At 58.1% G+C, this 26,458-nt stretch carries 27 protein-coding genes and 1 other RNA gene; 11 read left to right on the forward strand and 17 right to left on the reverse strand.

Annotated elements, in window-relative coordinates:
* Positions 1-154: 154 nt before the first annotated feature.
* Positions 155-817, reverse strand: a complete 663-nt coding sequence (locus tag KUIN1_RS01565) for a DedA family protein (RefSeq protein WP_011266302.1) — start codon at positions 815-817, stop codon at positions 155-157.
* Positions 818-1,048: 231 nt separating this feature from the next.
* On the opposite strand from KUIN1_RS01565, the gene hemB reads away from it, so the two are divergent.
* Positions 1,049-2,059: a porphobilinogen synthase gene (gene hemB, locus KUIN1_RS01570; protein ID WP_003403849.1), complete on the forward strand. Its 1,011-nt coding sequence runs from the start codon at positions 1,049-1,051 to the stop codon at positions 2,057-2,059.
* A 16-nt stretch (positions 2,060-2,075) separates the two neighbouring features.
* Positions 2,076-4,286, forward strand: coding sequence for a polyphosphate kinase 1 (gene ppk1, locus KUIN1_RS01575; RefSeq protein WP_024643076.1), 2,211 nt, complete (start codon positions 2,076-2,078; stop codon positions 4,284-4,286).
* Here the strand turns inward: ppk1 and ppx are convergent.
* From ppx to KUIN1_RS01605, 5 genes are all read right to left on the reverse strand, one after another.
* A complete protein-coding gene (ppx, locus tag KUIN1_RS01580; RefSeq protein ID WP_003403846.1) occupies positions 4,273-5,775 on the reverse strand; it encodes an exopolyphosphatase in 1,503 nt (500 codons plus the stop codon). The two genes, ppk1 and ppx, sit on opposite strands and share 14 nt — an antisense overlap.
* A gap of 804 nt (positions 5,776-6,579) precedes the next feature.
* The gene (locus KUIN1_RS01590; RefSeq protein ID WP_003432251.1) at positions 6,580-7,314 is read right to left on the reverse strand and encodes an amino acid ABC transporter ATP-binding protein; all 735 of its coding nucleotides are present in this window, start codon (positions 7,312-7,314) and stop codon (positions 6,580-6,582) included.
* The gene (locus tag KUIN1_RS01595) at positions 7,301-7,951 is read right to left on the reverse strand and encodes an amino acid ABC transporter permease (RefSeq protein ID WP_032608017.1); all 651 of its coding nucleotides are present in this window, start codon (positions 7,949-7,951) and stop codon (positions 7,301-7,303) included. Before KUIN1_RS01595 ends, KUIN1_RS01590 begins: the two co-directional genes overlap by 14 nt.
* A complete protein-coding gene (locus KUIN1_RS01600) occupies positions 7,948-8,613 on the reverse strand; it encodes an amino acid ABC transporter permease (RefSeq protein ID WP_003403260.1) in 666 nt (221 codons plus the stop codon). Before KUIN1_RS01600 ends, KUIN1_RS01595 begins: the two co-directional genes overlap by 4 nt.
* A 31-nt stretch (positions 8,614-8,644) precedes the next feature.
* The gene (locus KUIN1_RS01605; RefSeq protein ID WP_011266305.1) at positions 8,645-9,430 is read right to left on the reverse strand and encodes a transporter substrate-binding domain-containing protein; all 786 of its coding nucleotides are present in this window, start codon (positions 9,428-9,430) and stop codon (positions 8,645-8,647) included.
* A 250-nt stretch (positions 9,431-9,680) separates the two neighbouring features.
* On the opposite strand from KUIN1_RS01605, the gene KUIN1_RS01610 reads away from it, so the two are divergent.
* From KUIN1_RS01610 to KUIN1_RS01635, 6 genes are all read left to right on the forward strand, one after another.
* Complete coding sequence (locus KUIN1_RS01610; protein WP_024643077.1) at positions 9,681-10,385, forward strand: FadR/GntR family transcriptional regulator; 705 nt, start codon at positions 9,681-9,683, stop codon at positions 10,383-10,385.
* Between the two features lie 121 nt (positions 10,386-10,506).
* Complete coding sequence (gene trxA / locus KUIN1_RS01615) at positions 10,507-10,857, forward strand: thioredoxin TrxA (protein ID WP_003403255.1); 351 nt, start codon at positions 10,507-10,509, stop codon at positions 10,855-10,857.
* 231 nt (positions 10,858-11,088) lie between these two features.
* On the forward strand, positions 11,089-12,348 hold the full coding sequence (gene rho / locus KUIN1_RS01620) for a transcription termination factor Rho (RefSeq protein ID WP_002551560.1): 1,260 nt from the start codon (positions 11,089-11,091) through the stop codon (positions 12,346-12,348).
* A gap of 127 nt (positions 12,349-12,475) precedes the next feature.
* Complete coding sequence (gene ubiD / locus KUIN1_RS01625; RefSeq protein WP_003317344.1) at positions 12,476-13,942, forward strand: 4-hydroxy-3-polyprenylbenzoate decarboxylase; 1,467 nt, start codon at positions 12,476-12,478, stop codon at positions 13,940-13,942.
* Positions 13,942-14,910, forward strand: coding sequence for a CDP-6-deoxy-delta-3,4-glucoseen reductase (locus KUIN1_RS01630; protein WP_116887008.1), 969 nt, complete (start codon positions 13,942-13,944; stop codon positions 14,908-14,910). The genes ubiD and KUIN1_RS01630 overlap by 1 nt, the downstream gene beginning before the upstream one ends.
* Positions 14,911-15,118: 208 nt before the next feature.
* On the forward strand, positions 15,119-15,787 hold the full coding sequence (locus tag KUIN1_RS01635) for a gamma-glutamylcyclotransferase (protein WP_003403249.1): 669 nt from the start codon (positions 15,119-15,121) through the stop codon (positions 15,785-15,787).
* Here the strand turns inward: KUIN1_RS01635 and glpT are convergent, their stop codons facing one another.
* The gene (gene glpT / locus KUIN1_RS01640) at positions 15,788-17,137 is read right to left on the reverse strand and encodes a glycerol-3-phosphate transporter (protein WP_003403247.1); all 1,350 of its coding nucleotides are present in this window, start codon (positions 17,135-17,137) and stop codon (positions 15,788-15,790) included.
* Positions 17,138-17,411: 274 nt separating this feature from the next.
* Here glpT and KUIN1_RS01645 point away from each other — a divergent pair, with 274 nt between their 5' ends.
* Positions 17,412-18,077, forward strand: a complete 666-nt coding sequence (locus KUIN1_RS01645; protein WP_430624539.1) for an energy transducer TonB — start codon at positions 17,412-17,414, stop codon at positions 18,075-18,077.
* Positions 18,078-18,667: 590 nt separating this feature from the next.
* Here the strand turns inward: KUIN1_RS01645 and KUIN1_RS27865 are convergent.
* The 5 genes from KUIN1_RS27865 to KUIN1_RS01670 all read right to left on the reverse strand — a co-directional run bounded on the left by KUIN1_RS27865 (position 18,668) and on the right by KUIN1_RS01670 (position 23,505).
* Positions 18,668-19,132, reverse strand: coding sequence for a hypothetical protein (locus KUIN1_RS27865; protein WP_232060011.1), 465 nt, complete (start codon positions 19,130-19,132; stop codon positions 18,668-18,670).
* Between the two features lie 327 nt (positions 19,133-19,459).
* On the reverse strand, positions 19,460-20,197 hold the full coding sequence (locus tag KUIN1_RS01655; RefSeq protein WP_054092357.1) for a hypothetical protein: 738 nt from the start codon (positions 20,195-20,197) through the stop codon (positions 19,460-19,462).
* A 47-nt stretch (positions 20,198-20,244) separates the two neighbouring features.
* Positions 20,245-20,517 (reverse strand): bacteriocin immunity protein, encoded by a 273-nt coding sequence (locus KUIN1_RS01660; protein ID WP_011266311.1) that lies wholly within the window; start codon positions 20,515-20,517, stop codon positions 20,245-20,247.
* Positions 20,507-22,417 carry an S-type pyocin domain-containing protein gene (locus KUIN1_RS01665; protein WP_116887011.1) on the reverse strand — a complete coding sequence of 637 codons (1,911 nt, stop codon included), beginning with the start codon at positions 22,415-22,417 and terminating at the stop codon, positions 20,507-20,509. The genes KUIN1_RS01660 and KUIN1_RS01665 overlap by 11 nt, the downstream gene beginning before the upstream one ends.
* 86 nt (positions 22,418-22,503) lie before the next feature.
* Positions 22,504-23,505 (reverse strand): NADPH:quinone oxidoreductase family protein, encoded by a 1,002-nt coding sequence (locus tag KUIN1_RS01670; protein ID WP_116887012.1) that lies wholly within the window; start codon positions 23,503-23,505, stop codon positions 22,504-22,506.
* A 130-nt stretch (positions 23,506-23,635) separates the two neighbouring features.
* On the opposite strand from KUIN1_RS01670, the gene KUIN1_RS01675 reads away from it, so the two are divergent.
* Positions 23,636-24,043, forward strand: coding sequence for a flagellar basal body-associated protein FliL (locus KUIN1_RS01675; protein WP_003403230.1), 408 nt, complete (start codon positions 23,636-23,638; stop codon positions 24,041-24,043).
* 6 nt (positions 24,044-24,049) lie between these two features.
* On the opposite strand, the gene KUIN1_RS01680 is transcribed toward KUIN1_RS01675, so the two are convergent.
* Complete coding sequence (locus KUIN1_RS01680) at positions 24,050-24,499, reverse strand: EVE domain-containing protein (RefSeq protein ID WP_152091791.1); 450 nt, start codon at positions 24,497-24,499, stop codon at positions 24,050-24,052.
* A 193-nt stretch (positions 24,500-24,692) separates the two neighbouring features.
* Here KUIN1_RS01680 and KUIN1_RS01685 point away from each other — a divergent pair, with 193 nt between their 5' ends.
* Entirely contained in the window at positions 24,693-24,845 is a 153-nt protein-coding gene (locus KUIN1_RS01685; protein WP_003317333.1) for a hypothetical protein, read from the forward strand.
* A gap of 45 nt (positions 24,846-24,890) precedes the next feature.
* On the opposite strand, the gene KUIN1_RS01690 is transcribed toward KUIN1_RS01685, so the two are convergent.
* From KUIN1_RS01690 to KUIN1_RS01705, 4 genes are all read right to left on the reverse strand, one after another.
* Positions 24,891-25,502: a 5-formyltetrahydrofolate cyclo-ligase gene (locus KUIN1_RS01690; RefSeq protein ID WP_116887013.1), complete on the reverse strand. Its 612-nt coding sequence runs from the start codon at positions 25,500-25,502 to the stop codon at positions 24,891-24,893.
* A gap of 94 nt (positions 25,503-25,596) precedes the next feature.
* A non-coding RNA gene (ssrS, locus tag KUIN1_RS01695) (6S RNA) lies at positions 25,597-25,775 on the reverse strand.
* 30 nt (positions 25,776-25,805) lie between these two features.
* Positions 25,806-26,135, reverse strand: coding sequence for a cell division protein ZapA (locus KUIN1_RS01700; protein WP_003317331.1), 330 nt, complete (start codon positions 26,133-26,135; stop codon positions 25,806-25,808).
* Positions 26,132-26,341: a TIGR02449 family protein gene (locus KUIN1_RS01705; protein WP_002551573.1), complete on the reverse strand. Its 210-nt coding sequence runs from the start codon at positions 26,339-26,341 to the stop codon at positions 26,132-26,134. Before KUIN1_RS01705 ends, KUIN1_RS01700 begins: the two co-directional genes overlap by 4 nt.
* Positions 26,342-26,458 lie beyond the last annotated feature (117 nt).

Below are 26,458 nucleotides of genomic sequence, written 5' to 3' on the forward strand. Positions count from 1 at the left end.
GGCTTGTTTTAATTTGTCTGTTCAGTTGATCGCTTAACGGGCCGAGTGTTCAGTTCAGGCATTGCTGGTTGTGCAAAGGTGCATGGGGAGGGCGGTGGTCGCGCTGTCGCCGAGCGATGCCTGTCAGCCTGCGCTCGGGAGGGGGACTGAGCGTTTATTCGTCGGATTTTTTCGTCAGGTCGACGGGCACGGTGATCGGCTCCTCCAGGTCGGAGGCCGCTGCCGATGCGCAGAAGCGGCTCCTTTCTTCACGCTCTTCACGGGCGATACGGGCGTTCTTGATGCGTCGGCGTATCCACAGGGCCAGCCCCAGCAGTATCAGTGCGCCCAGCACCCAGAGTTCATATTTCTTGACGTTGCCCAGCAAGCCTTCGAGCACCGCGCCGAAATGGTAGGCAGCTGAACCCAGCGCTGCGGCCCAGACAGCCGCGCCGATACCGTTCAGCAGCAGATAACGCCCGGGAGGATAGCCCGACAGGCCGATGGCCACAGGCATGACCGTTCGCAGGCCGTACACGAAGCGGAAGCCCAACACCCAGATGTCCGGGTGCTTGCGGACCAGCCGCAGCGCCTTGTCGCCCATGAGTTGCCAGCGAGGTTTGCGCGCCAGGAGCTTGCGGCCATGCTTGCGCCCCATGAAATACCACAACTGGTCACCCGCATAACTGCCAAAAAAGGCTACGAGGATGACGATGTTGAGGTCCATGTATCCGCGAAACGCCAGAAATCCGGCAAGAACCAGAATGGTCTCGCCTTCAAAAAAGGTGCCGAGGAACAGGGCGAAGTAGCCGAATTCGTTCAAGAAATTCTGGAGCATTGTCTGGATGCTGGCGAAATGAACGCGCAGCCTAACGCGCCCAAGGCAATCATGAAAGTGTCCATATGTGTCTCGACGTTAAAGATTCTTGCAACCACAATGGTCCTATCCCTTCAAAGGCCGTGACCGCGACGTGCAGTCGCAGGTCGAACCATGACTGTCACACATTGGTCATAATGGCGGCTTATAACTGTCGCGCTTGCCCGCGTAAGCGGGCTCAGGAGTCTCGCCGTGAGCTTTACCCCCGCTAACCGCCTGTTTCCTCTCACTCGTCTGCGCCGTAATCGCCGCGACGACTTTTCCCGTCGGCTGGTGCGTGAAAACGTTGTCACTGTCGACGATCTGATTCTTCCGGTATTTGTACTCGATGGTGAAAACCGTCGTGAATCCATCGCCTCGATGCCTGGCGTCGAGCGCTTGAGCGTGGATCTGTTGCTCAAGGAAGCCGAGCACTGGGTCGCGCTGGGTATCCCTGCGCTGGCGCTGTTCCCGGTGACACCACCGGAAAAGAAATCCCTCGACGGCGCCGAAGCCTGGAACCCGGACGGCATCGCCCAGCGCGCGACCCGCGCCCTGCGTGACCGTTTCCCGGAGCTGGGCGTCATCACTGATGTGGCGCTGGACCCGTTCACCACGCATGGTCAGGACGGCATCCTCGACGAAGAGGGCTATGTTCAGAACGACATCACTGTCGACGCGCTGGTGAAGCAGGCGCTGTCGCACGCCGATGCCGGTGCTCAGGTGATCGCTCCGTCGGACATGATGGACGGTCGTATTCAGGCCATCCGCGAGTCTCTGGAGCTGGCCGGGCATGTGAATGTCAGGATCATGGCCTATTCGGCCAAGTACGCCAGTGCCTACTACGGCCCGTTCCGTGATGCGGTGGGTTCCTCCCTGAATCTGGGCAAGGCCAACAAGGCCTCCTATCAGATGGACCCGGCCAACAGCAACGAGGCCCTGCACGAAGTGGCGGCCGACCTTGCCGAAGGCGCCGACATGGTCATGGTCAAGCCAGGCATGCCTTATCTGGACATTCTGTACAGGGTCAAGGATGAGTTCAAAGTGCCGACCTTTGTTTATCAGGTCAGCGGTGAATACGCGATGCACATGGCCGCAATCCAGAACGGTTGGCTGAGTGAAGGGGTGATTCTCGAATCCCTCACTGCCTTCAAACGCGCCGGCGCCGACGGCATCCTTACCTACTTTGCTGTTCGCGCCGCTCAACTGTTGAAGGGGCAATAGCCTCACAGGAACATTCATGAATACCGAAGCACTCATCGAAGCCGCTGTTCAAGTCGATGTCCCGGAGGCAACGCCCGTGGTCGAACCTGACATCGAAGTAATCCCGGCCATCGAGGCACCCGCCGCTCTGGTGCCCGCTATCGTCGCGCCCAACCTGGACGACAGCAGCCTGTATATCCACCGTGAACTGTCGCAACTGCAGTTCAATATCCGGGTTCTGGAACAGGCGCTCGATGAGTCCTACCCGTTGCTGGAGCGGCTGAAGTTTCTGCTGATCTTCTCCAGCAACCTCGATGAGTTCTTCGAGATTCGTGTTGCAGGCCTGAAGAAGCAGATCACCTTTGCCCGTGAACAGGCGGGCGCCGACGGTCTGCAGCCGCATCAGGCGCTGGCCAGGATCAGCGAGCTGGTGCACGGTCATGTGGATCGTCAGTACGCGATCCTCAACGACATTCTGCTGCCGGAGCTGGAGAAACATCAGGTCCGCTTCATTCGTCGCCGTCACTGGACGGCCAAGCTCAAGGCCTGGGTACGACGCTACTTCCGCGACGAGATCGCGCCGATCATCACCCCGATCGGTCTCGACCCGACGCACCCGTTCCCGTTGCTGGTCAACAAGAGCCTGAACTTCATCGTCGAGCTTGAAGGTATCGATGCTTTCGGGCGCGACTCCGGTCTTGCGATCATTCCCGCGCCGCGTCTGCTGCCGCGTGTGATCAAGGTGCCGGAAGAGGTCTGCGGGCCTGGCGATAACTTCGTGTTCCTGTCGTCGATGATCCACGCCCACGCTGACGATCTGTTTCAGGGCATGAAGGTCAAGGGCTGCTACCAGTTCCGCCTGACCCGAAACGCTGACCTGGCGCTGGACTCCGAAGATGTGGAAGACCTGGCGCGCGCACTGCGTGGCGAGCTGTTCTCGCGTCGCTATGGTGATGCGGTACGTCTGGAAGTGGCGGACACCTGCCCGAAACACCTGTCGGACTACCTGCTCAAGCAGTTCAACCTGCACGAGTCCGAGCTGTATCAGGTGAATGGCCCGGTCAACCTGACGCGTCTGTTCAGCATCACCGGCCTGGATAGCCACCCAGAATTGCAATACCCGCCGTTCACGCCAGCCATCCCCAAGCTGCTGCAGAACAGCGAAAACGTTTTCAGCGTGGTCAGCAAGCAGGACATCCTGTTGCTGCACCCTTTCGAGTCGTTCACGCCGGTGGTCGACCTGCTGCGCCAGGCGGCAAAAGACCCGCACGTGCTGGCGGTACGCCAGACGCTGTATCGCAGCGGCGCGAACTCGGAAATCGTCGATGCACTGGTCGATGCCGCGCGTAACGGCAAGGAAGTCACTGCGGTGATCGAGTTGCGTGCGCGTTTCGACGAAGAGTCCAACCTGCAACTGGCCAGCCGCCTGCAGGCCGCCGGTGCGGTGGTGATCTACGGCGTGGTCGGCTTCAAGACCCACGCCAAGATGATGCTGATCCTGCGTCGCGAAGCCGGCGAGATCGTGCGTTATGCGCATCTCGGGACCGGCAACTACCACGCCGGTAACGCACGTCTGTATACCGACTACAGCCTGCTGACCTCCGATGACGCCCTGTGCGAAGACGTCGGCAAACTGTTCAGCCAGTTGATCGGCATGGGCAAGACGCTGCGCATGAAGAAGCTGCTGCATGCGCCGTTCACGCTCAAGAAAGGCATGCTCGACATGATCGCCCGCGAGACGCAATTTGCGCTCGATGGCAAACCTGCGCACATCATCGCCAAGTTCAACTCGCTGACCGATCCGAAGATCATCCGGGCGTTGTACAAGGCCAGCCAGTCCGGTGTGCGCATCGATCTGGTGGTGCGCGGCATGTGCTGCCTGCGTCCGGGCATCGCCGGGGTTTCGCACAATATCCATGTGCGCTCGATCATCGGCCGCTTCCTGGAGCACACGCGGGTGTTCTACTTCCTCAATGGCGGCGACGAGCAGATGTTCCTGTCGAGTGCCGACTGGATGGAGCGCAACCTCGACAAGCGCGTCGAGACCTGCTTCCCGGTGGAAGGCAAGAAGTTGATTCTGCGTGTGAAGAAGGAGCTGGAAAGCTACCTGACCGACAACACCCACAGCTGGCTGTTGCAGTCGGACGGGCGTTACGTGCGCAGCACGCCGACCGGCAACCAGAACCCGCGAAGCGCCCAGGCGACCCTTCTGGAGCGCCTGAGCAACCCGGTCCTCAGCGTACGCTGAAGACGATGCCGACTCGGGTCAGCCACTCCGCTTCCAGGGCGAAGTCGGCCTGAGTCAGCTGGTTGTTTTCCAGCCAGCCTTTCGGGAATTCGGCGTCCAGATTCGGGCCGTCGGCACGCAACGTCACACGCGGCATCTCCTGGGTGCCGCGAATGTGGTGAAACAGAATCGCAAAGCGCAACAGCACGCACAGGCGAATCAGCTTGATGCCTTCAGCGCCGAAATCGGCGAACTTGTCCTTGGGAATGTTACGGCGATGACCGCGCACCAGCAGTGCGAGCATTTGCTGGTCTTCGCGTGAGAAGCCGGCAAGGTCGGAGTGCTCGATCAGGTACGCGCCGTGCTTGTGGTAGTGATAGTGGGCGATGTCCAGGCCGATCTCGTGCACCTTGGCCGCCCAGCTCAGCAGTTCGGCATAACTCTCGTGCTGCAATTCCCAGCTCTCGGCAACCTGCTCCAGCGCATGCAGCGCCTTGGCTTCGACGCGTGCAGCCTGTTCCAGATCGACGTGATAACGCTCCATCAACGAGCTGAGTGTGCGTTCACGTACGTCTTCATGATGGTGGCGACCCATCAGGTCGTACAGCACGCCTTCACGCAGGGCACCTTCGCAGTGATCCATGCGCTTGAGTTCGAGGGCGTCGAAGATGGCTTCCAGAATCGCCAGGCCTGCGGGAAAAATGGCGCGACGGTCGGGCTTGATGCCATCGAAGTCGATCTTGTCCACGTCACCCAGCTTGAACAGCTTGCGCTTGAGCCAGGCCAGCCCTTCGGCGTTGACCTCGCCAGCGCCGTAACCATTGGCCTTGAGCGCCAGACCGATAGCACGAATGGTGCCTGACGAGCCGATCGCTTCATCCCACTTGAGGCGATGCAGCGCGTGTTCAATGCTCATGATTTCCAGGCGCGCAGCGGTGTACGCCTGAGCGTAACGGGCCGGTGTCACCTTGCCGTCGCGGAAGTAGCGCTGGGTAAAACTCACGCAGCCCATCTGCAGGCTTTCCCGCAGCAGCGGTTCGAAGCGCTGGCCGATGATGAATTCGGTACTGCCGCCGCCGATGTCGGCGACCAGACGTTTGCCCGGGGTGTCGGCCAGCGTGTGGGAAACGCCCAGGTAAATGAGGCGCGCCTCTTCGCGGCCGGAAATCACTTCCACCGGGTGGCCGAGAATTTCTTCGGCGCGGTGAATGAAGTCGTTGCGGTTACGCGCCTCGCGCAGGGCATTGGTGCCCACGATGCGCACCGCACCGGGCGGCAGCCCGTTGATCAACTGGGCGAAACGTTTCAGGCAGTCGAGACCGCGCTGCATGGATTCTTCGGTCAGCTGGCGCTCTTCGTCGATGCCAGCGGCCAACTGCACCTTCTCGCCCAGGCGCTCAAGAATGCGAATCTCGCCCTGATTGGCTTTTGCCACAACCATATGAAAGCTGTTGGAGCCCAGGTCGATAGCGGCGATCAGTGAAAAATTCTTGGGTGTTGAGTGCGGCATGGTCAGGAAGTCCGGTTCGATAACCGGACCATCGTGCCACGATCCATGCCTGCCGCCAACGCGAAGCTGTTCAGGCACCGGAAATACCCGGTATTACTCGCGCGCGTGGCGTATGGCTATCAATGCCATGTGACGCAGAGCGTCACCAAAATGCATTGCCACGCTAAAGCGTGCGGAACGAGAGGTATCCCTAAGAACGCCATCGTGTCTATGCGCCGCGCTCAGCGTAATACACAAGTCTTCGTGGGAGCCAACTTGCTCGCGAAGAGGCCGGTGCAGCCCCCGGAAATATGGTGTTTGGACCAACGCCTTCGTGAGCAAGCTCACTCCCACCAGGATTTCTGTCCAGCCCGATACAGCATGTACACAGTCTTCGTGGGAGCGAGCTTGCTCGCGAAGAGGCCGGTGCAGCCCCCGGAAATATGGCGTTTGGACCAAAGTCTTCGTGAGCAAGCTCACTCCCACCAGGATTTCTGTCCAGCCCGATACAGCATGTAGCTGTGACGCGGAGCGTCACGAAATGCATTTCCACGCGGAGCGTGAGGAACGATAAGTGCCCGCAACATGCTCCGCGCTCAGCGTAATACACAGTCTTCGTGGGAGCGAGCTTGCTCGCGAAGAGGCCGGTGCAGCCCCCGGAGATATGGTGTTTGGACCAACGCCTTCGTGAGCAAGCTCACTCCCACAAAGATTTCTGTCCAGCCAGACACTGCCGCTTCAGCCCTTTTCCAGGCTCTTCGGGGTTTGTGTATAACGCTGATCGCTTCGCGTGGACATGCTGTTCCGGACGCTCTGCGTTCAGCGTCAGGCGTGCTCCACTGTGCCGATGAAGTTCGCCAGTTCCGGGGTTTTCGGGTTGGCAAAGAGTTCTTTCGGGTCGCCCACTTCGTGCACCTTGCCCTGGTGCATGAACACCAGCTTGTCGCCCACTTCACGCGCGAAACGCATTTCGTGGGTGACCATGATCAGGGTCATGCCATCGGCTGCCAGCTGGCGGACCACGCTGAGCACTTCGTTGACCAGCTCCGGATCCAGCGCCGAGGTGATTTCGTCGCACAGCAGTACCTTGGGCGACATCGCCAGCGCGCGGGCAATCGCCACGCGTTGCTGCTGACCACCGGACAGGCGATCCGGGAAGGCGTCGAACTTCTCGCCCAGGCCGACGCGTTCGAGCATCTTCCTCGCCAGTTTGGCGGCCTCGGCCTTAGGCACTTTCTGCACGACCTGCGGCGCCAGCATGACGTTCTCGCCCACGCTCAGGTGCGGGAACAGGTTGAACTGCTGGAACACCATGCCGACCTTCTGGCGCAGCGTGCGCAGGTCGGCGCGTGCGGCGTCCAGGTATTCGCCATCGACCTCGATCACGCCATCGTTGATCGACTCCAGACCGTTGAGCGTGCGCAACAGGGTGCTTTTGCCCGAGCCGCTGCGACCGATGATCGCCACGACCTGGCCTTCTTCGACCGATAGATCGATGCCTTTGAGCACGTGATGATCGCCATAGTATTTATGCAGGGCGGAAATTCTAAGCAGAGGCATGCAGTCTCCTTTCCAGATGGCGCGCGCACAGCGACAAGGGGTAACACAGGATGAAGTAGCCCAGAGCAACGAAGCCATAGACCATGAAAGGTTCGAACGTAGCGTTGGCCAGCATGCTGCCGGTCTTGGTCAGTTCGGTGAAGCCGATGATCGACGTCACCGCTGTGCCTTTGACCACTTGCACGGAAAAGCCGACCGTCGGCGCGACCGCGATGCGCAGCGCCTGCGGCAGAATCACATAGCGCATCTGCTCGAACGGGGTCAGCGCCAGGCTCGCGGATGCTTCCCACTGGCCCTTGGAGATCGACTCCACACAGCCGCGCCAGATCTCCGCAAGGTAGGCGCTGGTAAACAGCGTCAAGGCCAGTGCCGCCGCCGCCCAGGGCGAAATGTTCAGGCCCATCAGGGCGACACCGAAGAACACCAGAAACAGCTGCATCAACAGCGGCGTGCCCTGAAACAGTTCTATATAGAGTTTCGCGGTCACGCGCGGGCCGGATTTTTCCGAGGTGCGCATGCCCATGATCAGCAAGCCGATCAGCCCGCCGCCGATGAACGCCACCAGCGACAAGGCCACGGTCCATTGCAGGCCGATCAGCAGATTGCGCACGATGTCCCAGAGGGTGAAATCCATCAGCGGTTCCTCGAGATGTAGCGACGTCCGATCCAGGCCAGCAGTTGCCGGATCAACAGCGCCATGGCCAGGTAGATCAGCGTGGTCACGATGTAGGTTTCGAACGAGCGGAAGTTGCGTGACTGAATGAAGTTGGCAAAGAAGCTCAGCTCTTCAGTGGCAATCTGCGAGCAGACTGCCGAGCCGAGCATGACGATGATGATCTGGCTGCTCAGTGCCGGCCAGACCTTGCCCAGCGCCGGAACCAGCACCACGTGGCGAAAGGCTTCGTAGCGACTCATCGCCAGCGCAGCCGATGCTTCAAGCTGGCCCTTGGGAATCGCCTGGATACCCGCCCGCACGATTTCGGTCGAGTAGGCACCCAGGTTGATAACCATCGCCAGCACCGCTGCCTGCCATTCCGTGATCTGCACGCCCAGCGACGGCAGACCGAAGAAAATGAAGAACAGCTGGACCAGAAACGGTGTATTGCGGATCAGCTCGACATAGATGGCGAAGATCGTCGCAAAGGGCTGGATCTTCCAGGCCCTCACGACGGCACCGACAATGCCAAGGCTGACACCGAGCAAGGTGCCTATAGCGGTCAGTTCCAGCGTGAACAGAGCCCCACGCAACAGCACGTCGAGGTTCTGCAGGACCGGTGTGAAGTCGAAGTGATAAGCCATGGGTGAATCCTGTGACCGAAAAAAGCAGTGATCAGAGATCGGCGGGTAGCGGGTCCTTCAGCCATTTCTGCGACGCTTTTTCCAGCGTACCGTCAGCCTTGGCAGCGTTCAGAATCTCGTTGACCTTGCCCAGCAGTTCCGGCTGACCTTTGTTCACGCCAACGTACACCGGCGAGTCCTTGAGTTTCACTTTCATCGCCGGAATGCGCTTGGGATTGCGCTCACTGATGGCGACCATCACCACGTTGCCGCTGGCGATCAGGTCAGTCTGGCCAGCGAGATAGGCCGCGATGGTCGAGTTGTTGTCTTCAAAGCGCTTGATGGTCGCGCCCTCGGGAGCAACGTTCGACAGCTCGATATCCTCGATCGCGCCACGGGTCACGCTGATAGTCTTGCCTTTCAGGTCAGCGATGTCCTTGACCGGCGAATCAGGTGGGCCGAATACCGCCAGATAGAAAGGTGCGTAGGCGCGCGAGAAGTCGATGACTTTCTCGCGATCCGGGTTCTTGCCCAGGCTGGAGATCACCAGGTCGACCTTGCCGGTGGTCAGGAACGGAATGCGGTTGGTGCTGTTGACCGGGGTCAGCTCCAGCTTGACCTTCAGCTTGTCGGCCAGCAGCTGTGCGGTGTCGATGTCCAGGCCGCGCGGTTTCATGTCCGGGCCGACCGAGCCGAATGGCGGGAAGTCCTGCGGAACGGCCACCTTGAGGGTGCCGCGCGCTACAACGTCGTCCAGGCCGTTGGCGTGGGCGGGTGTCTGGCTCAGCATCAGACTGGCAAACAATGCAGTAAGCAGGGCGCTGTAACGCTTGGTCATATGAAGTCTCCGGGCGAAACGAAAGGTGTTGGCCTGTCTCCAGTGCACAGCGCATGCCATTCGCTCTTGAGCTGCCATGAATAAGGGTTTGCAGCGTGTTTATGGTCTTACTGGTCTGACCAGTTGAGCGGCGCCGCGCCCTGCTTTGGCGCGCTTTAAAGCCTTGCCGCCCCAGGGCTGGGCGTCGCTTGCCGAATGTTCGAGATGGGGATAAAAGGGATTTTTACTGGACTGACTGGCCTGAACAGTGATGCCGCACACTTCACTCGCAGTACCCGAATCAGCCCTCCGGGCCATTCGCAAATTGATCGCCGAGCAAGGGTACAAGCCCGGCGAAAGCCTGCCGTCGCAACGCGATCTGGCGGTATTGCTGGGGGTCAGTCGTGCGTCCTTGCGTGAAGCCTTGTCGTCGCTCAGCGCACTCGGAGTGGTCAGTGTCCAGCCCGGCAAAGGCGTCTTCGTGCAGTCGATTTCTGAACCAGAACAGCGCACGGGTGGTTTTTCCTGGCCTTATGAAGCTCAGGTTTCCCCGGCCGACACTTTTCAGTTGCGCTATGCACTGGAAGGTTTCGCTGCAGGCATGGCCGCCGTGACCCTGACCGCCGACGAGCGCGATGTACTGGAGGACAACGTCGAAGCCATGCGCCTGGAATTGCGGGCCGGTGACTTCGAGGCTGCGGCGCGGCTGGACTTCGAGTTTCATCGGCACATTCTGGCCGCCAGCGGCAATCAGGCGATGCTCGGGATCGTGACTGCCGGGGCCGACATCTTCCTGGAAAGCCAGAAGATGCCGTTCATCCGGGCGGCCAGGGTCATGGAGACCTGGCAGGAGCACCGCAAGATCCTTCGCGCGCTGGCCCGACATGCGTCAGGGCCTGCGCAAAAGGCCATGCAGGACCATATTCGTGGCGCGGCACTGCGCACCGGCATCGTCTTCGTTTCACCCGCGAACTGAGCTACTGCCATAACCTCAGTCATGTTCTACGATAGCAAGACTCAATGAAGCTTCGCTTCCTGAATAGCATAAGGACCGCTATGATGAGCGTCGTTTTTAGCCTATGACCTCGGAGACTTCCATGAGTAGCGACCTTATCAAACACGTCACCGACGGCACCTTTGACGCCGAAGTACTCGAGGCTCAGGGTCCTGTGCTTGTTGACTATTGGGCTGAATGGTGTGGCCCTTGCAAAATGATTGCCCCGGTTCTGGACGAAATCGCCAGCACCTACAAAGGCAGGCTGACGGTTGCGAAGTTGAACATCGATCAAAACCCGGACACTCCAGCCAAGCATGGTGTTCGTGGTATTCCTACGCTGATGCTGTTCAAGGGCGGCAATGTGGAAGCGACCAAAGTTGGTGCGCTGTCGAAGTCGCAGCTGACTGCGTTTCTCGAAGGAAACGGTATCGACCTTCCTAAACCTGTTTGAGACGTTTCAAAGCCCCGCAAAATGCGGGGTTTTTTTCGGGTGTCGTACTAGACGCCTGGAAAATCAGGTGGTACATTCGGCCCCGCAACGGCTTCTCCGTTGCCCCCTGCTAGCCGTCGCCGACGCTCTCCTTTCGATTTAGTACGCGATCCTGTCGCCTTTTCTGCGGCGCGGCCTCATTAAGCCAAAAGCTTAATTTCCCCCTCCATACATGATTACGTCATTCCCCATATGAACCTGACTGAACTCAAGCAAAAGCCGATTACCGAATTGCTCGAAATGGCCGAACAGGCTGGCATCGAGAATATGGCCCGTTCGCGCAAGCAGGACGTCATTTTCTCCCTGCTCAAACGGCACGCCAAAAGTGGCGAGGAAATATCCGGTGATGGCGTGCTGGAGATTCTCCAGGACGGCTTCGGTTTCCTGCGCTCTGCAGATGCTTCCTACCTGGCCGGCCCGGATGACATCTATGTCTCCCCCAGCCAGATCCGCCGCTTCAACCTGCGTACCGGCGATACCATCGTTGGCAAGATCCGTCCACCCAAGGAAGGCGAGCGTTATTTCGCTCTGCTCAAGGTCGACACGATCAACTACGACCGTCCGGAAAACGCCAAGAACAAGATTCTGTTCGAAAACCTGACGCCGTTGTTCCCGACGATTCGCATGAAGATGGAAGCCGGTAACGGTTCCACCGAAGACCTGACCGGTCGTGTGATCGATCTGTGCGCACCGATCGGTAAGGGCCAGCGTGGTCTGATCGTTGCTCCGCCGAAGGCGGGCAAGACCATCATGCTGCAGAACATCGCGTCGAACATCACGCGTAACAACCCGGAAGTGCATCTGATCGTTCTGCTGATCGACGAGCGCCCGGAAGAAGTGACCGAGATGCAGCGCACCGTGCGCGGCGAAGTGGTCGCCTCGACGTTCGACGAGCCGCCAACCCGTCACGTACAGGTTGCCGAAATGGTGATCGAGAAGGCCAAGCGCCTGGTCGAGCACAAGAAAGACGTCGTTATCCTGCTCGACTCCATCACCCGTCTGGCCCGTGCCTACAACACCGTCATCCCGAGCTCCGGCAAGGTATTGACCGGTGGTGTCGACGCTCACGCACTCGAGAAGCCAAAGCGTTTCTTCGGTGCTGCGCGTAACATCGAAGAAGGCGGCTCGTTGACCATCATCGCCACCGCACTGGTTGAAACCGGTTCGAAGATGGATGAAGTGATCTACGAAGAGTTCAAGGGTACCGGCAACATGGAACTGCCTCTGGATCGCAAGATCGCAGAGAAGCGCGTGTTCCCGGCCATCAACATCAACCGCTCCGGCACACGCCGTGAAGAGCTGTTGACCGCTGATGACGAGCTGCAGCGCATGTGGATCCTGCGCAAGCTGCTGCACCCGATGGACGAAGTCGCGGCTATCGAGTTCCTCATCGACAAGCTTAAGCAGACCAAGACCAACGACGAGTTCTTCCTGTCCATGAAACGCAAGTAACTGGCAGGCTGAAACAAAAAATGGTGTCCTTCGGGGCACCATTTTTTTTGCCTGCATGCCGCCGATTAGCTGCCTTGACGGGCTGGAGCAGGTACGATGTGTGTCTATTGGATAAATGGCCGGGTTAATGAAATTCAAAGATCTTAGGGATTTCGTGCAGCAGCTTGAGCAGCGCGGAGAGTTGAAACGCATTCAGATGCCGATCTCGCCTGTGCTGGAAATGACTGAAATCTGTGACCGTACCTTGCGTGCCAAGGGCCCGGCCCTGCTGTTCGAAAAACCGGTCGGTTTTGATATCCCGGTGCTGGGCAACCTGTTCGGCACGCCAGAGCGCGTCGCCATGGGCATGGGTGCCGAAGCGGTCAGTGAGCTGCGTGAAATCGGCAAGCTGCTGGCGTTCCTCAAAGAGCCTGAGCCACCCAAGGGCTTGAAGGACGCGTGGTCCAAGCTGCCGATCTTCCGCAAGGTCATCGCCATGGCGCCGAAGGTCGTCAAGGATGCGCCCTGCCAGGAGGTCGTCATCGAAGGCGATGACGTCGACCTCGGCATGCTGCCTGTACAGACCTGCTGGCCGGGCGATGTCGCGCCGCTGATCACCTGGGGCCTGACGGTCACCAAAGGCCCGAACAAGGAGCGCCAGAACCTCGGCATCTATCGCCAGCAGGTCATCGGTCGCAACAAGATCATCATGCGCTGGCTCAGCCATCGCGGCGGCGCGCTGGACTTCCGCGACTGGTGCGTCAAGCATCCCGGCGAGCCTTATCCGGTGGCCGTCGCACTGGGCGCGGACCCGGCGACCATTCTCGGTGCCGTGACGCCGGTACCGGACAGTCTGTCCGAATATGCCTTTGCCGGGCTGCTGCGTGGCTCGCGCACCGAACTGATCAAGTGCCGTGGCAGCAATCTGCAAGTTCCGGCCAGCGCCGAGATCGTCCTCGAAGGTGTGATTCACCCGGGCGAGATGGCCGACGAGGGGCCTTACGGGGACCACACCGGCTATTACAACGAAGTCGACAGCTTTCCGGTGCTGACCGTCGAGCGTATCACCCACCGTATCAAGCCGATCTACCACAGCACCTACACCGGTCGTCCACCTGATGAGCCGGCGATTCTGGGCGTCGCGCTGAACGAAGTGTTCGTGCCGATTCTGCAAAAGCAGTTTCCGGAGATCGTCGATTTCTACCTGCCGCCCGAGGGTTGCTCGTACCGCATGGCGGTGGTGACCATCAAGAAACAGTATCCCGGCCATGCCAAGCGCGTGATGCTGGGTGTCTGGTCGTTCTTGCGCCAGTTCATGTACACCAAGTTCGTGATCGTCACCGACGACGATATCAATGCGCGGGACTGGAACGACGTGATCTGGGCCATCACCACGCGCATGGACCCCAAGCGCGACACGGTCATGATCGACAACACGCCCATCGATTACCTCGATTTCGCCTCGCCGGTGTCCGGCCTGGGTTCGAAAATGGGGTTGGATGCCACGAACAAATGGCCAGGTGAGACTAGCCGCGAGTGGGGCAGGGCGATCGTCAAGGACGAAGCCACCACACGCCGGGTGGACGAAATCTGGACTCAGTTGGGAATAGACTGATGCGCGTAACCTTGCAGCCATCAGGTGCGGTGCTGGAAACCCTGCCGGGCGAGCGGATACTTGATGCGGCACAACGCCTGGGTTACGAGTGCCCGCAGAGCTGTCGCAATGGCAACTGCCATGTCTGCTCGGCCCTGCTGGTCGAAGGCCGGGTGATGCAGTCAGGGCTGACGCTTGATCACGGCGAAATTCATACCTGTGTGGCCGAGCCGCTGACAGAGTGCTTGGTGCTGTGGGATGGCGTGTTGGCCAAGGGTGAACTGCCGGTGCGCAGTTTTGCCTGCCAATTGAGCGAATGCGTCGAGGTGGGTGGCGATGTCTGGCGGGTCGGCCTGCGCGCCCCGGCCGGCAAGCCGCCGCGTTATCATGCCGGGCAGTACCTGATGATCGAGCGCGAGAACGGCGAGAAGTCGGCGTTTTCCATCGCATCGGCGCCGCACAGCGGTCGCGACCTGGAGCTGCACGTGCTGGCCCGTGAAGACAGTGCGCGCAGCCTGATCGAACAACTGCAACGCAACCGCATGGCGCGGGTCGAGCTGCCCTTTGGCGACACCCACCTCGCCGAGCTGCCGGACGGGCCGCTGGTGCTGATCGCGGCCGGTACGGGCATGGCGCAAATGAACAGTTTGTTGGAACACTGTCGCTCCACAGGCTTCAGTCATCCTGTGCACCTGTATTGGGGCGTGCGTCGTCCCGAGGATTTCTACCAGGTCAGCCATTGGGATGAGTGGGCGAAACTGCCGAACCTGTTCCTGCACAAGGTCGTCAGCGACCTGTGCGGTTGGGAGGGGCGTTGCGGTCTGCTGCACGAGGCGGTTTGCGAGGATATCAAGGACCTGTCGGCCGTTCACGTCTACGCCAGCGGCTCGCCTGCGATGATCTACGGAACCCTGGACGCCCTGGTTGACGCCGGAATGGATGCACATCAGATGCGCGCAGACGTATTCGCCTACGCACCGCGTCCGTAATGCCGGACTGACGGCTGCAGGAGTGGAGTGTAAATTGCTTTAACTGATTACAACCGATGGCGATGCCTGTTCGTCGCCAGGCAACTTTTAGTAGAGGCAGGTCCTTGGCCTGTGGCAACAACCGAACCACGACACCCTGATGCCGCTCAACCACGAGCGAGTCGGCGGGGCTCGGTAAAAACTGGCAGTCAGACTGTCAGGGAGGCAAATGGAGAATCCAATCAACGAGTTGGCCGCTGCAGTGCATGACGGTCTTGGCCTGACGTATCCGCCCGTTATCGATATGGGCCCACAGCTTACCCGCGAGCAACTGCTCGCATCCATGAACGCCACCATGCGTCGTCACAAGGGCGGCCCGGTCTGGCTGTTCGCCTATGGTTCACTGATCTGGCGTCCCGAGTGCACCGCCGTGGAGAGCCAGCGCGCCCGAGTGCACGGTTATCACCGCGGACTTTACCTCTGGTCGCACGAACACCGTGGCACGCCGGAAGTGCCGGGGCTGGTATTCGGTCTGGACCGTGGCGGTTCATGCACCGGCTTCGCGTATCGTCTGCCGGATGAATGCCTGGAAAAATCACTGCTGGCCTTGTGGGAGCGCGAGATGCCGTACCCCTCGTATCGCCCGCACTGGCTCAATTGTCGCCTTGAAGATGGCCGGAAGGTACAGGCCCTGGGCTTTGTGCTGGAGCGGCATCTGCCCAGCTACGCAGGCAACCTGCCGGACAGCGTGCTGAGCCAGGTGCTCGCCAGCGCCAGAGGGCGCTATGGAACCACCCGCGAGTACGTCGAGCAGACCGCCAAGGCCCTGCGTAGCCACGCCATGCCAGACCTGAATCTGGAGGCGCGGCTCAAGCGCTGCAAGTCAGAGACTGCCTGATCAGCCTTTGGTGTCGCGAGATGTGCTGGCGACCTGTTTGTGCCGCAGCGTCGGCGCAAGGAACACCATCGCCAGAATGCACGCGCCGATCAACAGCACGAAGCCGCCATCCCAGCCGAAGTGGTCAACCGTGTAGCCCATCGCTGCGCTGGCCGCGACCGACCCGCCCAGATAGCCGAACAGCCCGGTAAAGCCGGCGGCCGTGCCTGCTGCCTTCTTCGGTGCCAGTTCCAGAGCCTGCAGGCCGATCAGCATCACCGGTCCGTAGATCAGGAAACCGATGGACACCAGCGCGATCATGTCGACGGTCGGATTGCCTTCAGGGTTCAGCCAGTACACCAGCGTGGCGATGGTCACCAGAAACATGAACACCATGCCGGTCAGGCCGCGATTGCCCTTGAAGATCTTGTCCGACATCCAGCCGCACAGCAGCGTGCCCGGAATGCCCGCCCACTCGTAGAGGAAATACGCCCAGGAAGTCTTGTCGACCGTGAAGTGTTTGGCTTCTTTCAGATAGGTCGGTGCCCAGTCCAGCACGCCATAGCGCAGCAGGTAAACGAACACGTTGGCCATGGCGATGTACCACAGGAACTTGTTGCGCAGCACATACTTGACGAAGATTTCCCGGGCGCTGAATTCTTCCTCGTGGCTGGCATCGTAGCCTTCCGGGTAATCGTTCTTGTAGTGCTCGATAGGCGGCAGGCCGACCGATTGCGGGGTGTCACGCATGGTCGCGAAGGCGAACACCGCGACCAGCAACGCAACCGCCGCCGGCACGTAGAACGCCGCATGCCAGTCGTTGGTCCAGCCCATGCCGAGCAGGAACAGCGGGCCGATCAGGCCGCCGCCGACGTTGTGCGCCACGTTCCACACCGACACCACACCGCCGCGCTCTTTCTGCGACCACCAGTGGACCATTGTCCGCCCGCTCGGCGGCCAGCCCATGCCCTGTGCCCAGCCATTGATGAACAGCAGCACGAACATGATCGTGACACTGGACGTCGCCCACGGCGCGAAGCCGAAGATGAACATGATCCCGGCAGAGACCAGCAGGCCGAACGGCAGGAAGTAACGCGGGTTGGAGCGATCCGAAACGATGCCCATGAGGAATTTCGACAAGCCGTAGGCAATGGCAATGGCAGACATCGCCACGCCCAGCTGGCCACGCGTGTAGCCTTCGTCGATCAGATACGGCATCGCCAGCGAGAAATTCTTGCGCAGCAGGTAGTAACCCGCATAGCCGATAAAGATGCCTGCGAAGATCTGCCAGCGCAGACGCCGATAGGTGCTGTCGACCTTTTCTTCGGGAAGGGGTGCCTGATGCCTGGCAGGACGGAAAAACCCAAACATGGAGAAGCTCCTGATTATTGTTGTTTTTGCGAATGCGAATATTACATTTTCATTACAGAAAAAAGCAGTGCCTTCGGGCTGATTCTTTGTAGGAAATGCAGGCAATCAGCTGTTGTTTTACGAACATTGCGTAAATGTTTACAGGTGTTTCAAGTATTTGGGATGGATCCTACAGGCGTATCGGAAGTCGTGTGCTGACTGATGTGTCGGCAGGTTCATACCATCGTCATCACCGCGCCCTGGAGGTGCACCACGACGATGAGCCCCTACAACAATGAGAATGACCGCGTTCATGATTACCGCAGCACTGGCCGCTCACGTCGGCGCTGCAGAGCCATTTCTGGTGCCGATATACACGCCGACACCGGTTTTTCCGCCTGAGCTGGTCAAGACCCGCTATGCAGGCAAAGTCCGCGCCCAGTTGTGGATCAAGTCCGATGGGCAGGTTCGTGAAGTCCGGGCCGTCGAGAGCGGGCATCCGCAGCTCGCCGCAGCGGTGGAGCAGGCACTCCGCCAATGGCGCTATAAACCCTGGGTCGGAACAGTCGGCGCGCCGCCCATGACCACGATCACCGTGCCCGTCATTTTTGGTTCCCACGGCTATCGGCGCTTCAACACCGAAGTGACCGTGGGCCTGGGAAACATCCGCTGCGGCTACCTGAACCACGAAGTGAAATCCGCCCGCCAGGACTATCCCAAGGAACCACTGAGTAAGGTCGACGTGTTCTGGTACACCGGGCAGGCGCTGTTCGGCAGCCATGTTGCCCACCTGCGCAGCGAGCCCCTGCGCCAGGTCCTGCTTGAGCAACTGGGCGCCGCGATACCGATGATGGTCAGCAATTGCCGAAGCAATCCCGATCGTCTGTACGGCGATTATCTGCCAGCGCCGATCAAGACGTTGATCGTCGGGTTGGCCGAGCAAGCGGAGTGCGGCGAATGAGCTGCGTGCTGGGTTGTATTGATCATGGTCGTCGTGAGCGCCGCGTACTTGTGGGAGTGAGCTTGCTCACGAAGGGGCCGGTACAGCCGACGGATATCTCTCGTTTCGCACGCGTCAGCGGGAATCCCTTCTGTAGGGATCAGCGTCACAGTTTGCGCCACGACGCACATTCAAGATTGAACTCAGAGTCTCAAGAGCCGAATGACCAAGCATTGAAACGAAAAGGTTTACTGCTCTGTGAGTGCGCCTTCGCGAGCAAGCTCGCTCCCACAGTTCAGGTAATCCCCCTGCTTTTGAACGAGTTTCAGTCTGGAGGTCTGAACCGGATATTGTCGTCAGTTACCAAAATGATCCGACCTCCAGGTAGGTGGATCATTTGCCGGAGAATGTCAGGTCTATCGTGTGGTTCCGGACTCAAAGCATTGCTGCCTCGAGTCCGACACCCTCAGAGAAATGATCAGTGAGCGGCGCTCATATTCTGAATCGCTTCAAGCTGATTAATAGTCAGTACATGCCAAACGTTAAAGCCCATAGATTAACTCGGACTACTGAGTTTAAGAGTTTGGTCCAGGGCGAAATGAGCTGGATTATCAGGGCTTCGCTATCATCGCAGCCAGCTCGCCAATAGTTTTTGCGTTTGCGATCTCGGTGTCAACATCGGGAGTGAACTCGATGCCTTTCACAACGGCATACTCAAGTTCGCTATTAACAGCGTCCTCAAGGTAGGCGGCATCAACCGTAGTACTGGGATAGTTAGGGATATTTTTGTTAATAACGTTCCCTACAAAAATGCCTGCATCCGCGAGTTGGTCTACGTAAAATTTTTTGAAACGATCAGGGATGTCGAGCCTTTTTTGGATCATGCTGGTAAATACTGAAGCTAAAAGCTTGTTTTTATCCAGAGGCTTGTACTCCTTGCTCAGATCGGAAAAACTGGTTTCCCTGGTGATCTTACTCATGGCTGCAGCTGTGCTTCCATAGTCTAGATCTACATCAAGGCGAAACCATCCATGAATAGCTGATTGAATAACGTTTTCGATTTCATACTGGTCCATTGTACACCTCCCTTCGCATCGAAAATGATGCATATCCATACTCTCCGTAGTAGAGGCATCCGACTACTATCAAATGTACTAGCTATGCCTGAGTGTTTCACCTTGCTACGATAAATGCAGGGCAGAAGCAGTAAGGCGCTGCATGAATGTAAATGAGCTGCTGGAGGCAGTACCAAACATTGTCGGCAAGTGCCGAGATAATCCGATGCGCAGATAGGTGGATTATTTGCCGAAAAATGTGAGAAAGGCGCTGTAAGGGTGGGGCGCGTCAGCGAAGTGCCGGGGCCAACGCGTTAATGCGTTGGCACCGGCACTGTTGGTGAGCGGTTAGTGAGTCGCGCTCATATTTTGAATCGCTTCAAGCTGACTCATGTCAAGCGCCCCGTGAGCGCTGATCGCATTCGAGAAGTCGGTGATCGCGATTTCGATAGTGCCTCTCAGCACCTTGATCGCATTATCGATTTCTCGCGACGCCTCAGGCCCGAACGTCATCTCTATCGCTCGGTTGGATTCGGCCTCTTTAGCGCGAGCTTCCTCGGCGTTGCGTAGGGCCAATGCGTGCTCGGCTTCTTCGACCTGACGCTGTGCAAGCTGGAATGCTGCTTCTATGGCTCGCTGCTGCGCAGCCTGTTCTTCCGCGAGTCGGCGAGCCGCCTCTTCCGCCTCGGCTCTTGCGCGCGCGGCTTCTTCGGCTCGGGCTTCCAGGGCAAGGCGCTCAGCGTGTTGGCGATCAAGTTCTAATAGCCTGGCAAATAGGTCTTCGATGCTGCGCTTGAAGTTCTCCAAACCAAGAATGCTGTCTAAGAAATATCTCGCTTCGGCTACCAAATCCGCAAGGCCGCCGTTCCCCGGCGCAACTCGTATGTTTTCCTTAGGCGTATTGGCAAGCTCGATATATCCCGGCTGCAGATGTGCTCGTTTACTGCTGATCAGATGGTTTGCGGCATGTATGTGTTTGTCGGCTATTTCTAAATAGTTCATCCCGCTCCAGTCGCCGACGTAAGCTGCAATCTCGGCTTGTAGATCGCCACGTAATTGTTGCAGGTGATGATGTAGTTCTTCCATAGACGATTTCCTTTTTATATTGGTTAATATGAGAATGCGTTAAGTGTTTAACTTTTGAATCCTGGCTTGCCATTTTTTGCTCGCCATTCTTTGATTACTTTTAGAATGCCCTCGGGAGTATCTTCCTGGCCTTCTTCGGGATAAAATATTACGTCTGTTTGTGCCGGGTGTTCTGTTATTTTTACAAAATGCTCAACTGAGCGATCCATATGTTTAATAAACTCATCTCCATGAAGTTGGCTGTATTCGGAAGAGAGCCCTTTCAAAAACTCCAGGAACTCTTCTTCGGTATAATCTTCTATCTTTTCTTTAAAGATCATTCTCATGGCTCCTGTGATGGTCAATATGTTGTCTTGGGGTCATGATAACCAAGTTGTCGATGTCGTACACTGCACCTCCGTTTGCAATATGTTTTTTATGGTGGATTTCAAATTTTGTACGGCCCCCAGCTTGGTCGACTAGCCTTGGGTATGGCGCACCGCCATCTCGCATTATTTCAAGGTTATGTTGAGTAAACTGTTTAACTAACTCGGGATCATTGGCTACGGCTATCCAGGTTGCTTTCCTCAGTGAGTCAAAATTACCAAATCGTCGTCCACGCAATTGATCTGCGATATGCGCCGGAATTGATGCGCCCTCTGCCCGAGTTTTGTCCCCTAGCCAAACTCCATTGACCGCTTCACCATACCCACTCGCAACCCCCGGAATCGACCTCGGGTCCTTGAACAGCAGGTAGCTATTCGGCAGCCCTGAATCAATCGGCGATATGAGAATGTAATCATCAGGATCATCTCGATCAATCGCCGGGTAAGCTTCAAGCTCGGGTACAAAAGGTGTCACCACGTTGCCTGGATCTACCGGCAAAGCGGGTGGTCCTGCGGGTGAGCTTGTCGAGCTGTCCGCCGGTCGTGCTATTGGCGTCCATATCAGTGCCGGTGTCGATTCCCCGTCACGGATAAACTCGTAGGAATTGTTCTGTGCGTTATAGGTGAAAGTTCTTACGCGAACCTTGGTACCAACTTCCACACCGTCCGTAGCTACCCAGCGTGCAGCGCCGCTTGTGCCAGCTTCATCGGATGTCAGTCGATGAGGCACATCCAGCGTGCCTTTGACGCTGGCAAGGTAGTGCAGATCGATATGCGGCGGCAGGTTGAGCTGCGACAGAGGTGTGGCGATAACGGCGGGCGGCAGTTCTGCGTCGCCCAACGGTTGTGGATACATCGCCAGCAACGTAACCAGATTGCTGCCCAGTGTTCTGGTTGCAATCCTGATGAGTTGATCCTTCGCGATGTTGGTCGCGACGGTTCTGATGCCTGTTGCTGCGGTGGTGGTTGACGCGGGGGCAATAACTGACCACAGCTTGTCGATGCCAGCGGCCTGTCGTGCATCCTGACTCGCCGGTTTATTGGCCAGCGACAGTTCAGCATGGCGCATGGAAAGCGCTGCTGATTGTTCGTTGAGCAGCGTGACCGACTCGGCAAGAAGCTTTGCTTCGTAGGTCTGAGATAACGCCTGTATCCACGCTTCATGGGCCTGCTGCACACGTGGCGGATCACCCTGGCTGTAGTACACCAGATAGTTCAGGTGGTCTTTTTGTGTAGCATGGTCAAGTTCTTGACCGGTGAGACTCAGAGCCTGAGCGCGACGCTCGTCCAGTAACGACCCTTTGGATTCAATTAAATAATTTATCCTGGCCTTTTCCTGGAGTATCAAGTCGCGTAGTTGCTGTTCGTCCGAGTGGACGACATTCAGATCGAGCCTCGACACTATTTCTGCTTGAATAGAATTCGGCAGCGCTGCGGAAGCCTGAGAGTAGCGTTGTGCCAATCCAGATTGTAACGAGGGATAGGACGCTGTCAGCGTTTCAAGAGCCTGTCGATGTGCCTGATCTTTTTCGGCCTGTGCGCGTACCTGCGCTTCAATACGTGCTCGTTCTGAGGCTTCTGCCTGGGCTCTTGCTTGAGCTGCTGCATCTTCTGCAGCCCGACGCTCTGCCTGCGCTTGAGCTTCAGCATAGGCTTGAGCCTGCGCTGCTTGCTGTTGTGCTCGCGCCCGTAAACGCCTCCTTCTGCGTTTACTGCTAGAGGCTCCAGTATTAGTAAAGCTGCCTCCAAAAAAGCCAGTGTTTTGGGGCTTGGATGAGCTTCCATGACTTAGGGTTACAGTGCCACTTGTCTGGTCATGTAATATATTTGTTTGTCGCTTTCTTCGTGTAGCCATACAGTTCTCCTTGTCTGTATGGCGATGTTGTTTTAATTCCTAAGTGTCAGTGATATACATATTTATTAATAAGCTCGTGTTTCTGGCTAATGGGATGACTTTATGAGATCAGCGCTTAACGCGATCACCACTTTCCCCACAGCCCTGCGCCCACCCAACAAATCAATCGCCTCCCCAGCCCTTTCCAGCGGATAAACCGTCGACACCAGCGGCGTCAATTTCCCTTCTTCAAACCACGCAAACAACTGCTTGAAGTTCGCCGCATTGTCCTGCGGTTGTCGCTGGGCAAACGAGCCCCAGAACACGCCGACCACCGAAGCGCCCTTGAGCAGGGTCAGATTGACGGGCAGTTCGGGGATGCGGCCGCTGGCGAAGCCGACGACCAGCAGGCGACCGTTCCAGGCGATGCTGCGGATGGCCAGGTCGAAGAGGTCGCCGCCGACCGGGTCGTAGATCACGTCGGCGCCGTTGCCATTGGTGAGGCGTTTGATTTCGTCCTTGAGGCTGGTTTCGCTGTAGTTGATCAGTTCGTCGGCGCCTGCGTTTCTGGCGACTTCGAGTTTTTCTGCGCTGCTGGCGGCGGCGATCACGCGTGCTCCGAGGGCTTTGCCGATTTCTACGGCGGCCAGGCCCACACCGCCGGATGCACCGAGCACCAGCAGGGTTTCGCCGGGTTGCAGGCGGGCGCGTTGTGTGAGGGCGTGCATGGAGGTGCCGTAGGTCATGCTGAATGCGGCCGCCGTGGTGAAGTCCATGCCCAGTGGAATCGGCAGCACGTTGTAGTGGGGAACGGCGACCTGCTCGGCAAAGCTGCCCCAGCCGGTGAGCGCCATGACGCGGTCGCCAGGTTTCAGGTGGCTGACGTTTTCCCCGACGGCGGCTATCACGCCTGCGGCCTCGCCACCCGGTGAGAACGGGAAGGGTGGTTTGAACTGGTACTTGCCTTCGATGATCAAGGTGTCGGGAAAGTTGACCCCGGCGGCGTGCACGTCGAGCAGAATTTCGTTCTTTTTGATCGCGGGGCCGGGCACGTCTTCGAGTACCAGTGTGCTGGCAGGACCGAAGGCTTTGCATAACAGGGCTTTCATCGGGCTATTCCTTTTCCGGTAATGGCCGATAAAGTCAGTTAAGCGGGTTCTCGGGTCAACAAGCATGGCCCTGCCTGATAAGCACACATAAGCTGTAAGCTACGTGGCAAACCGTATTAAGGAGTGGACTGTGAAAGCGTGGATTCTGATGTTGCTGGCCTTGTCATTGCCTGTCATGGCGCAAGAGGAAGCCAAGGAAGAAGGCGGCCCGCCAAAAGCGGCCTATGTCTCGCTGACGCCTCCGTTCGTGGGTAACTACGCACTCGATGGCGGCCCCAAGCTGCGTGTCTACAAGGCCGACATTGCCTTGCGTGTAACCGGTGCCGACGCCGAGGCCGCCGTGAAGCGCAATGACGCACTGATCCGCAATCAACTGGTGTCGCTGTTCACTCAGCAGACCGTCGATTCCATGAGCAGCGCCGAAGCGAAGGAAAACATTCGTCAGGAAGCGCTCAAGCAGGTTCAGCGCGTCATGAACGATGAAGAAGGCAAGCCGATTGTCGAAGACTTGCTGTTCAATAACTTCATCGTTCAATAACGGCCGTCAGCGCAATGCCAGGATCGCCGCCCATTGTTCGGCGGTCACCGGCATGAACGAGAGCCGGCTGCCTTTTTGTACCAGAGGCAGTTGCTCCAGCTGGCTTTGTTGCTTGAGATAACCCAGCCCCAGCACGTGTTTGAAGATATCCACGAACTCGACGTCGATGGCACTCCACGGATTCTTTTCCTCCGTGGCCTTGGCGTCGTGATAGTGGCTCTGGGGATCCAGCGCCGTGGGGTCCGGATAAGCTGACCTGGCGACTTTGCCGATACCGGCGATGCCCGGTTCGGGGCAACTGGAGTGATAGAAAAAGAACTTGTCGCCCTCTGCCATGGTTCTCAGAAAATTGCGCGCCTGATAGTTGCGCACTCCGTCCCAGCGCGCTTTGCCCAGTCGTTGCAGGTCGCTGATCGAGAATTCATCAGGCTCGGACTTCATCAGCCAATAGGCCATTGTGCTCACTCCACAGACAAAAGGTTCACGGTGTTTCGAACAGTTTGATGACAAACCGACAATCGGTTCGCGCCACTATTTGCGTACTGGTTCACGTTACCGCAAAATGCCGCCCTTCAAAGTTCCACGCTGTTGCACGGCCTACACAAAACCGATGCTGACATCGTATTGATTTGCCTAAGGAGGGCAGTCAATGAAACGCAAGCCTGATTTACTCTGGATTCTGGTTATTCTGTTTGGCTTGGGTGTCGTGACAACCGGTTATGCACAGAGCTTGTGGTCCACCAAGGACGACGCTCCCGTCGAGATCACTCAGCAGCAGCAAAAAGTCCCCGGCAGGCATTGAGCCCTGCCTGTACTCTGATCGTTGATGGCCTTGTTGGCTGAACGATCAGAGAGTCTGCGTCACATACCAGCCTTTATCCGATAGCGTGCCGTGCAGCGGTACATCCCAACTGGCCTGCGCCAGTCGATCCACTTTCTGACATTCATGAGCCAGCCCGAGTAACAGCGGTTTGCGCCAGGTCTTTCTGCGCGCCAGGTACGCCAGGCTGCGGTCGTAGAAACCTCCGCCCATGCCCAGGCGACCGCCTTCATCATCGAAACCCACCAACGGCATCAGGATCAGGTCGAGCGCCCAGATAGTGCGTTGCCTTGCCCGGTCGATGCGCGGCTCGGGGATGCGGAAACGGTTGGGGATGAATGTCTCGCCGGGACGCACACGCTGAAAAACCATGCGGGTGCGCGGCCAGGCATTGAGCACCGGCAGATACGTTGCCTTGCCGCGGCGCTGTGCTTCGCGCAGCAACAGCCGCGGGTCGATCTCGCCATCCATCGGCAGGTACAGCGAAACATGTCGTGCACGCCGAAACAGCGGGTGCTGCGCGAGTTGACGGTAAATATCCCGTGCGGCTGCGCGTTGCTGGCTTTGACTCAGGGCTTTGCGTGCCTTGCGTAGCTGGCGGCGCAATTGTGGACGTGTGAGTGATTGGGCGCTGATCATGAGCAGGAGGTCATGCAGGCTGATCCGGAAAGGAGGTTGAAGCCGGAGCGGGGTCGTCGTTGCCAGACAACAGGGCTGGCAACTGACCGAATATGGACTCCCCGACGAACCGCTGTCGGTTTAGCCCTTGAACCCGAAAGTTCAAGGTGGAGATTGCAGGAGGTTTTAAGGCTTTCCGTCGAGCGGACATGCACACCAACCCCAACGTGCAACCCCCGTGGTTGTGCGTATCGGCTCAGGGACATGACCGACTGGCAAGCACTCCAGGGAGCAGCGCGAGTATACAGAAATGCCCCGCAATAATCAGCCCCGAGTTGAATCCGGTGTGCCGGGCGTGTCTGTCGCCAGCACCAGATCGACCTTGTCGAGCAGATCGCGGACCTGTTCGCGGGTCGAACCGCTGGTCTGTACGTCAGGCAGATGTTCCTTGTGCAGCAGGTCGTGAGTGATGTTCAGGGCAGCCATCACGGCGATGCGATCCGCACCGATGACTTTGCCGCTGCTGCGGATCTCACGCATCTTGCCATCCAGGTAGCGGGCGGCGCTGACCAGGTTGGTGCGCTCTTCCTGAGGGCAGATGATCGAATATTCCTTGTCCAGGATCTGAACGGTAACGCTGTTGCCATTGCTCATGAGTCTTGCTCCAGGGCTTTAAGGCGCGAAATCATTGACTCGACCTTCTGCCGGGCGATTTCGTTTTTTTCAATCAGTTGGGCACGTTCCTCGCGCCAGGTCTTTTCCTGAGCTAATAAGAGTGCGTTTTGGCCTTTAAGTTGCTCGGCATACTTCAGGAGCAGCTCCACACGTTTCATCAGCGCTTGCAGGTCGGTGTCTTCCATTGTTTTCCACTGAATACTTTCTGATGAATGGCAGGGGGAGCGATGCTTGTGCTCAAGCTCGAACCGCCGTCCGGGTGATCTTGTCGCGCGGATAGTCTAGGATACAAGGCCTTCATT

Source organism: Pseudomonas sp. KUIN-1 (genome assembly GCF_009176725.1).
In the GTDB taxonomy this organism is placed as follows: domain Bacteria; phylum Pseudomonadota; class Gammaproteobacteria; order Pseudomonadales; family Pseudomonadaceae; genus Aquipseudomonas; species Aquipseudomonas fragariae.

Coding starts and splice junctions, on each gene's coding strand:
- KUIN1_RS01565 (WP_011266302.1), bottom strand. CDS start 817: ATGCTCCAGAATTTCTTGAACGAATTCGGCTACTTCGCCCTGTTCCTC.
- ppk1 (WP_024643076.1), top strand. CDS start 2,076: ATGAATACCGAAGCACTCATCGAAGCCGCTGTTCAAGTCGATGTCCCG.
- ppx (WP_003403846.1), bottom strand. CDS start 5,775: ATGCCGCACTCAACACCCAAGAATTTTTCACTGATCGCCGCTATCGAC.
- KUIN1_RS01590 (WP_003432251.1), bottom strand. CDS start 7,314: ATGCCTCTGCTTAGAATTTCCGCCCTGCATAAATACTATGGCGATCAT.
- KUIN1_RS01600 (WP_003403260.1), bottom strand. CDS start 8,613: ATGGCTTATCACTTCGACTTCACACCGGTCCTGCAGAACCTCGACGTG.
- KUIN1_RS01605 (WP_011266305.1), bottom strand. CDS start 9,430: ATGACCAAGCGTTACAGCGCCCTGCTTACTGCATTGTTTGCCAGTCTG.
- KUIN1_RS01610 (WP_024643077.1), top strand. CDS start 9,681: ATGCCGCACACTTCACTCGCAGTACCCGAATCAGCCCTCCGGGCCATT.
- trxA (WP_003403255.1), top strand. CDS start 10,507: ATGAGTAGCGACCTTATCAAACACGTCACCGACGGCACCTTTGACGCC.
- rho (WP_002551560.1), top strand. CDS start 11,089: ATGAACCTGACTGAACTCAAGCAAAAGCCGATTACCGAATTGCTCGAA.
- ubiD (WP_003317344.1), top strand. CDS start 12,476: ATGAAATTCAAAGATCTTAGGGATTTCGTGCAGCAGCTTGAGCAGCGC.
- KUIN1_RS01630 (WP_116887008.1), top strand. CDS start 13,942: ATGCGCGTAACCTTGCAGCCATCAGGTGCGGTGCTGGAAACCCTGCCG.
- KUIN1_RS01635 (WP_003403249.1), top strand. CDS start 15,119: ATGGAGAATCCAATCAACGAGTTGGCCGCTGCAGTGCATGACGGTCTT.
- glpT (WP_003403247.1), bottom strand. CDS start 17,137: ATGTTTGGGTTTTTCCGTCCTGCCAGGCATCAGGCACCCCTTCCCGAA.
- KUIN1_RS01645 (WP_430624539.1), top strand. CDS start 17,412: ATGAGAATGACCGCGTTCATGATTACCGCAGCACTGGCCGCTCACGTC.
- KUIN1_RS27865 (WP_232060011.1), bottom strand. CDS start 19,132: ATGGACCAGTATGAAATCGAAAACGTTATTCAATCAGCTATTCATGGA.
- KUIN1_RS01655 (WP_054092357.1), bottom strand. CDS start 20,197: ATGGAAGAACTACATCATCACCTGCAACAATTACGTGGCGATCTACAA.
- KUIN1_RS01660 (WP_011266311.1), bottom strand. CDS start 20,517: ATGATCTTTAAAGAAAAGATAGAAGATTATACCGAAGAAGAGTTCCTG.
- KUIN1_RS01665 (WP_116887011.1), bottom strand. CDS start 22,417: ATGGCTACACGAAGAAAGCGACAAACAAATATATTACATGACCAGACA.
- KUIN1_RS01670 (WP_116887012.1), bottom strand. CDS start 23,505: ATGAAAGCCCTGTTATGCAAAGCCTTCGGTCCTGCCAGCACACTGGTA.
- KUIN1_RS01680 (WP_152091791.1), bottom strand. CDS start 24,499: ATGGCCTATTGGCTGATGAAGTCCGAGCCTGATGAATTCTCGATCAGC.
- KUIN1_RS01685 (WP_003317333.1), top strand. CDS start 24,693: ATGAAACGCAAGCCTGATTTACTCTGGATTCTGGTTATTCTGTTTGGC.
- KUIN1_RS01690 (WP_116887013.1), bottom strand. CDS start 25,502: ATGATCAGCGCCCAATCACTCACACGTCCACAATTGCGCCGCCAGCTA.
- KUIN1_RS01700 (WP_003317331.1), bottom strand. CDS start 26,135: ATGAGCAATGGCAACAGCGTTACCGTTCAGATCCTGGACAAGGAATAT.
- KUIN1_RS01705 (WP_002551573.1), bottom strand. CDS start 26,341: ATGGAAGACACCGACCTGCAAGCGCTGATGAAACGTGTGGAGCTGCTC.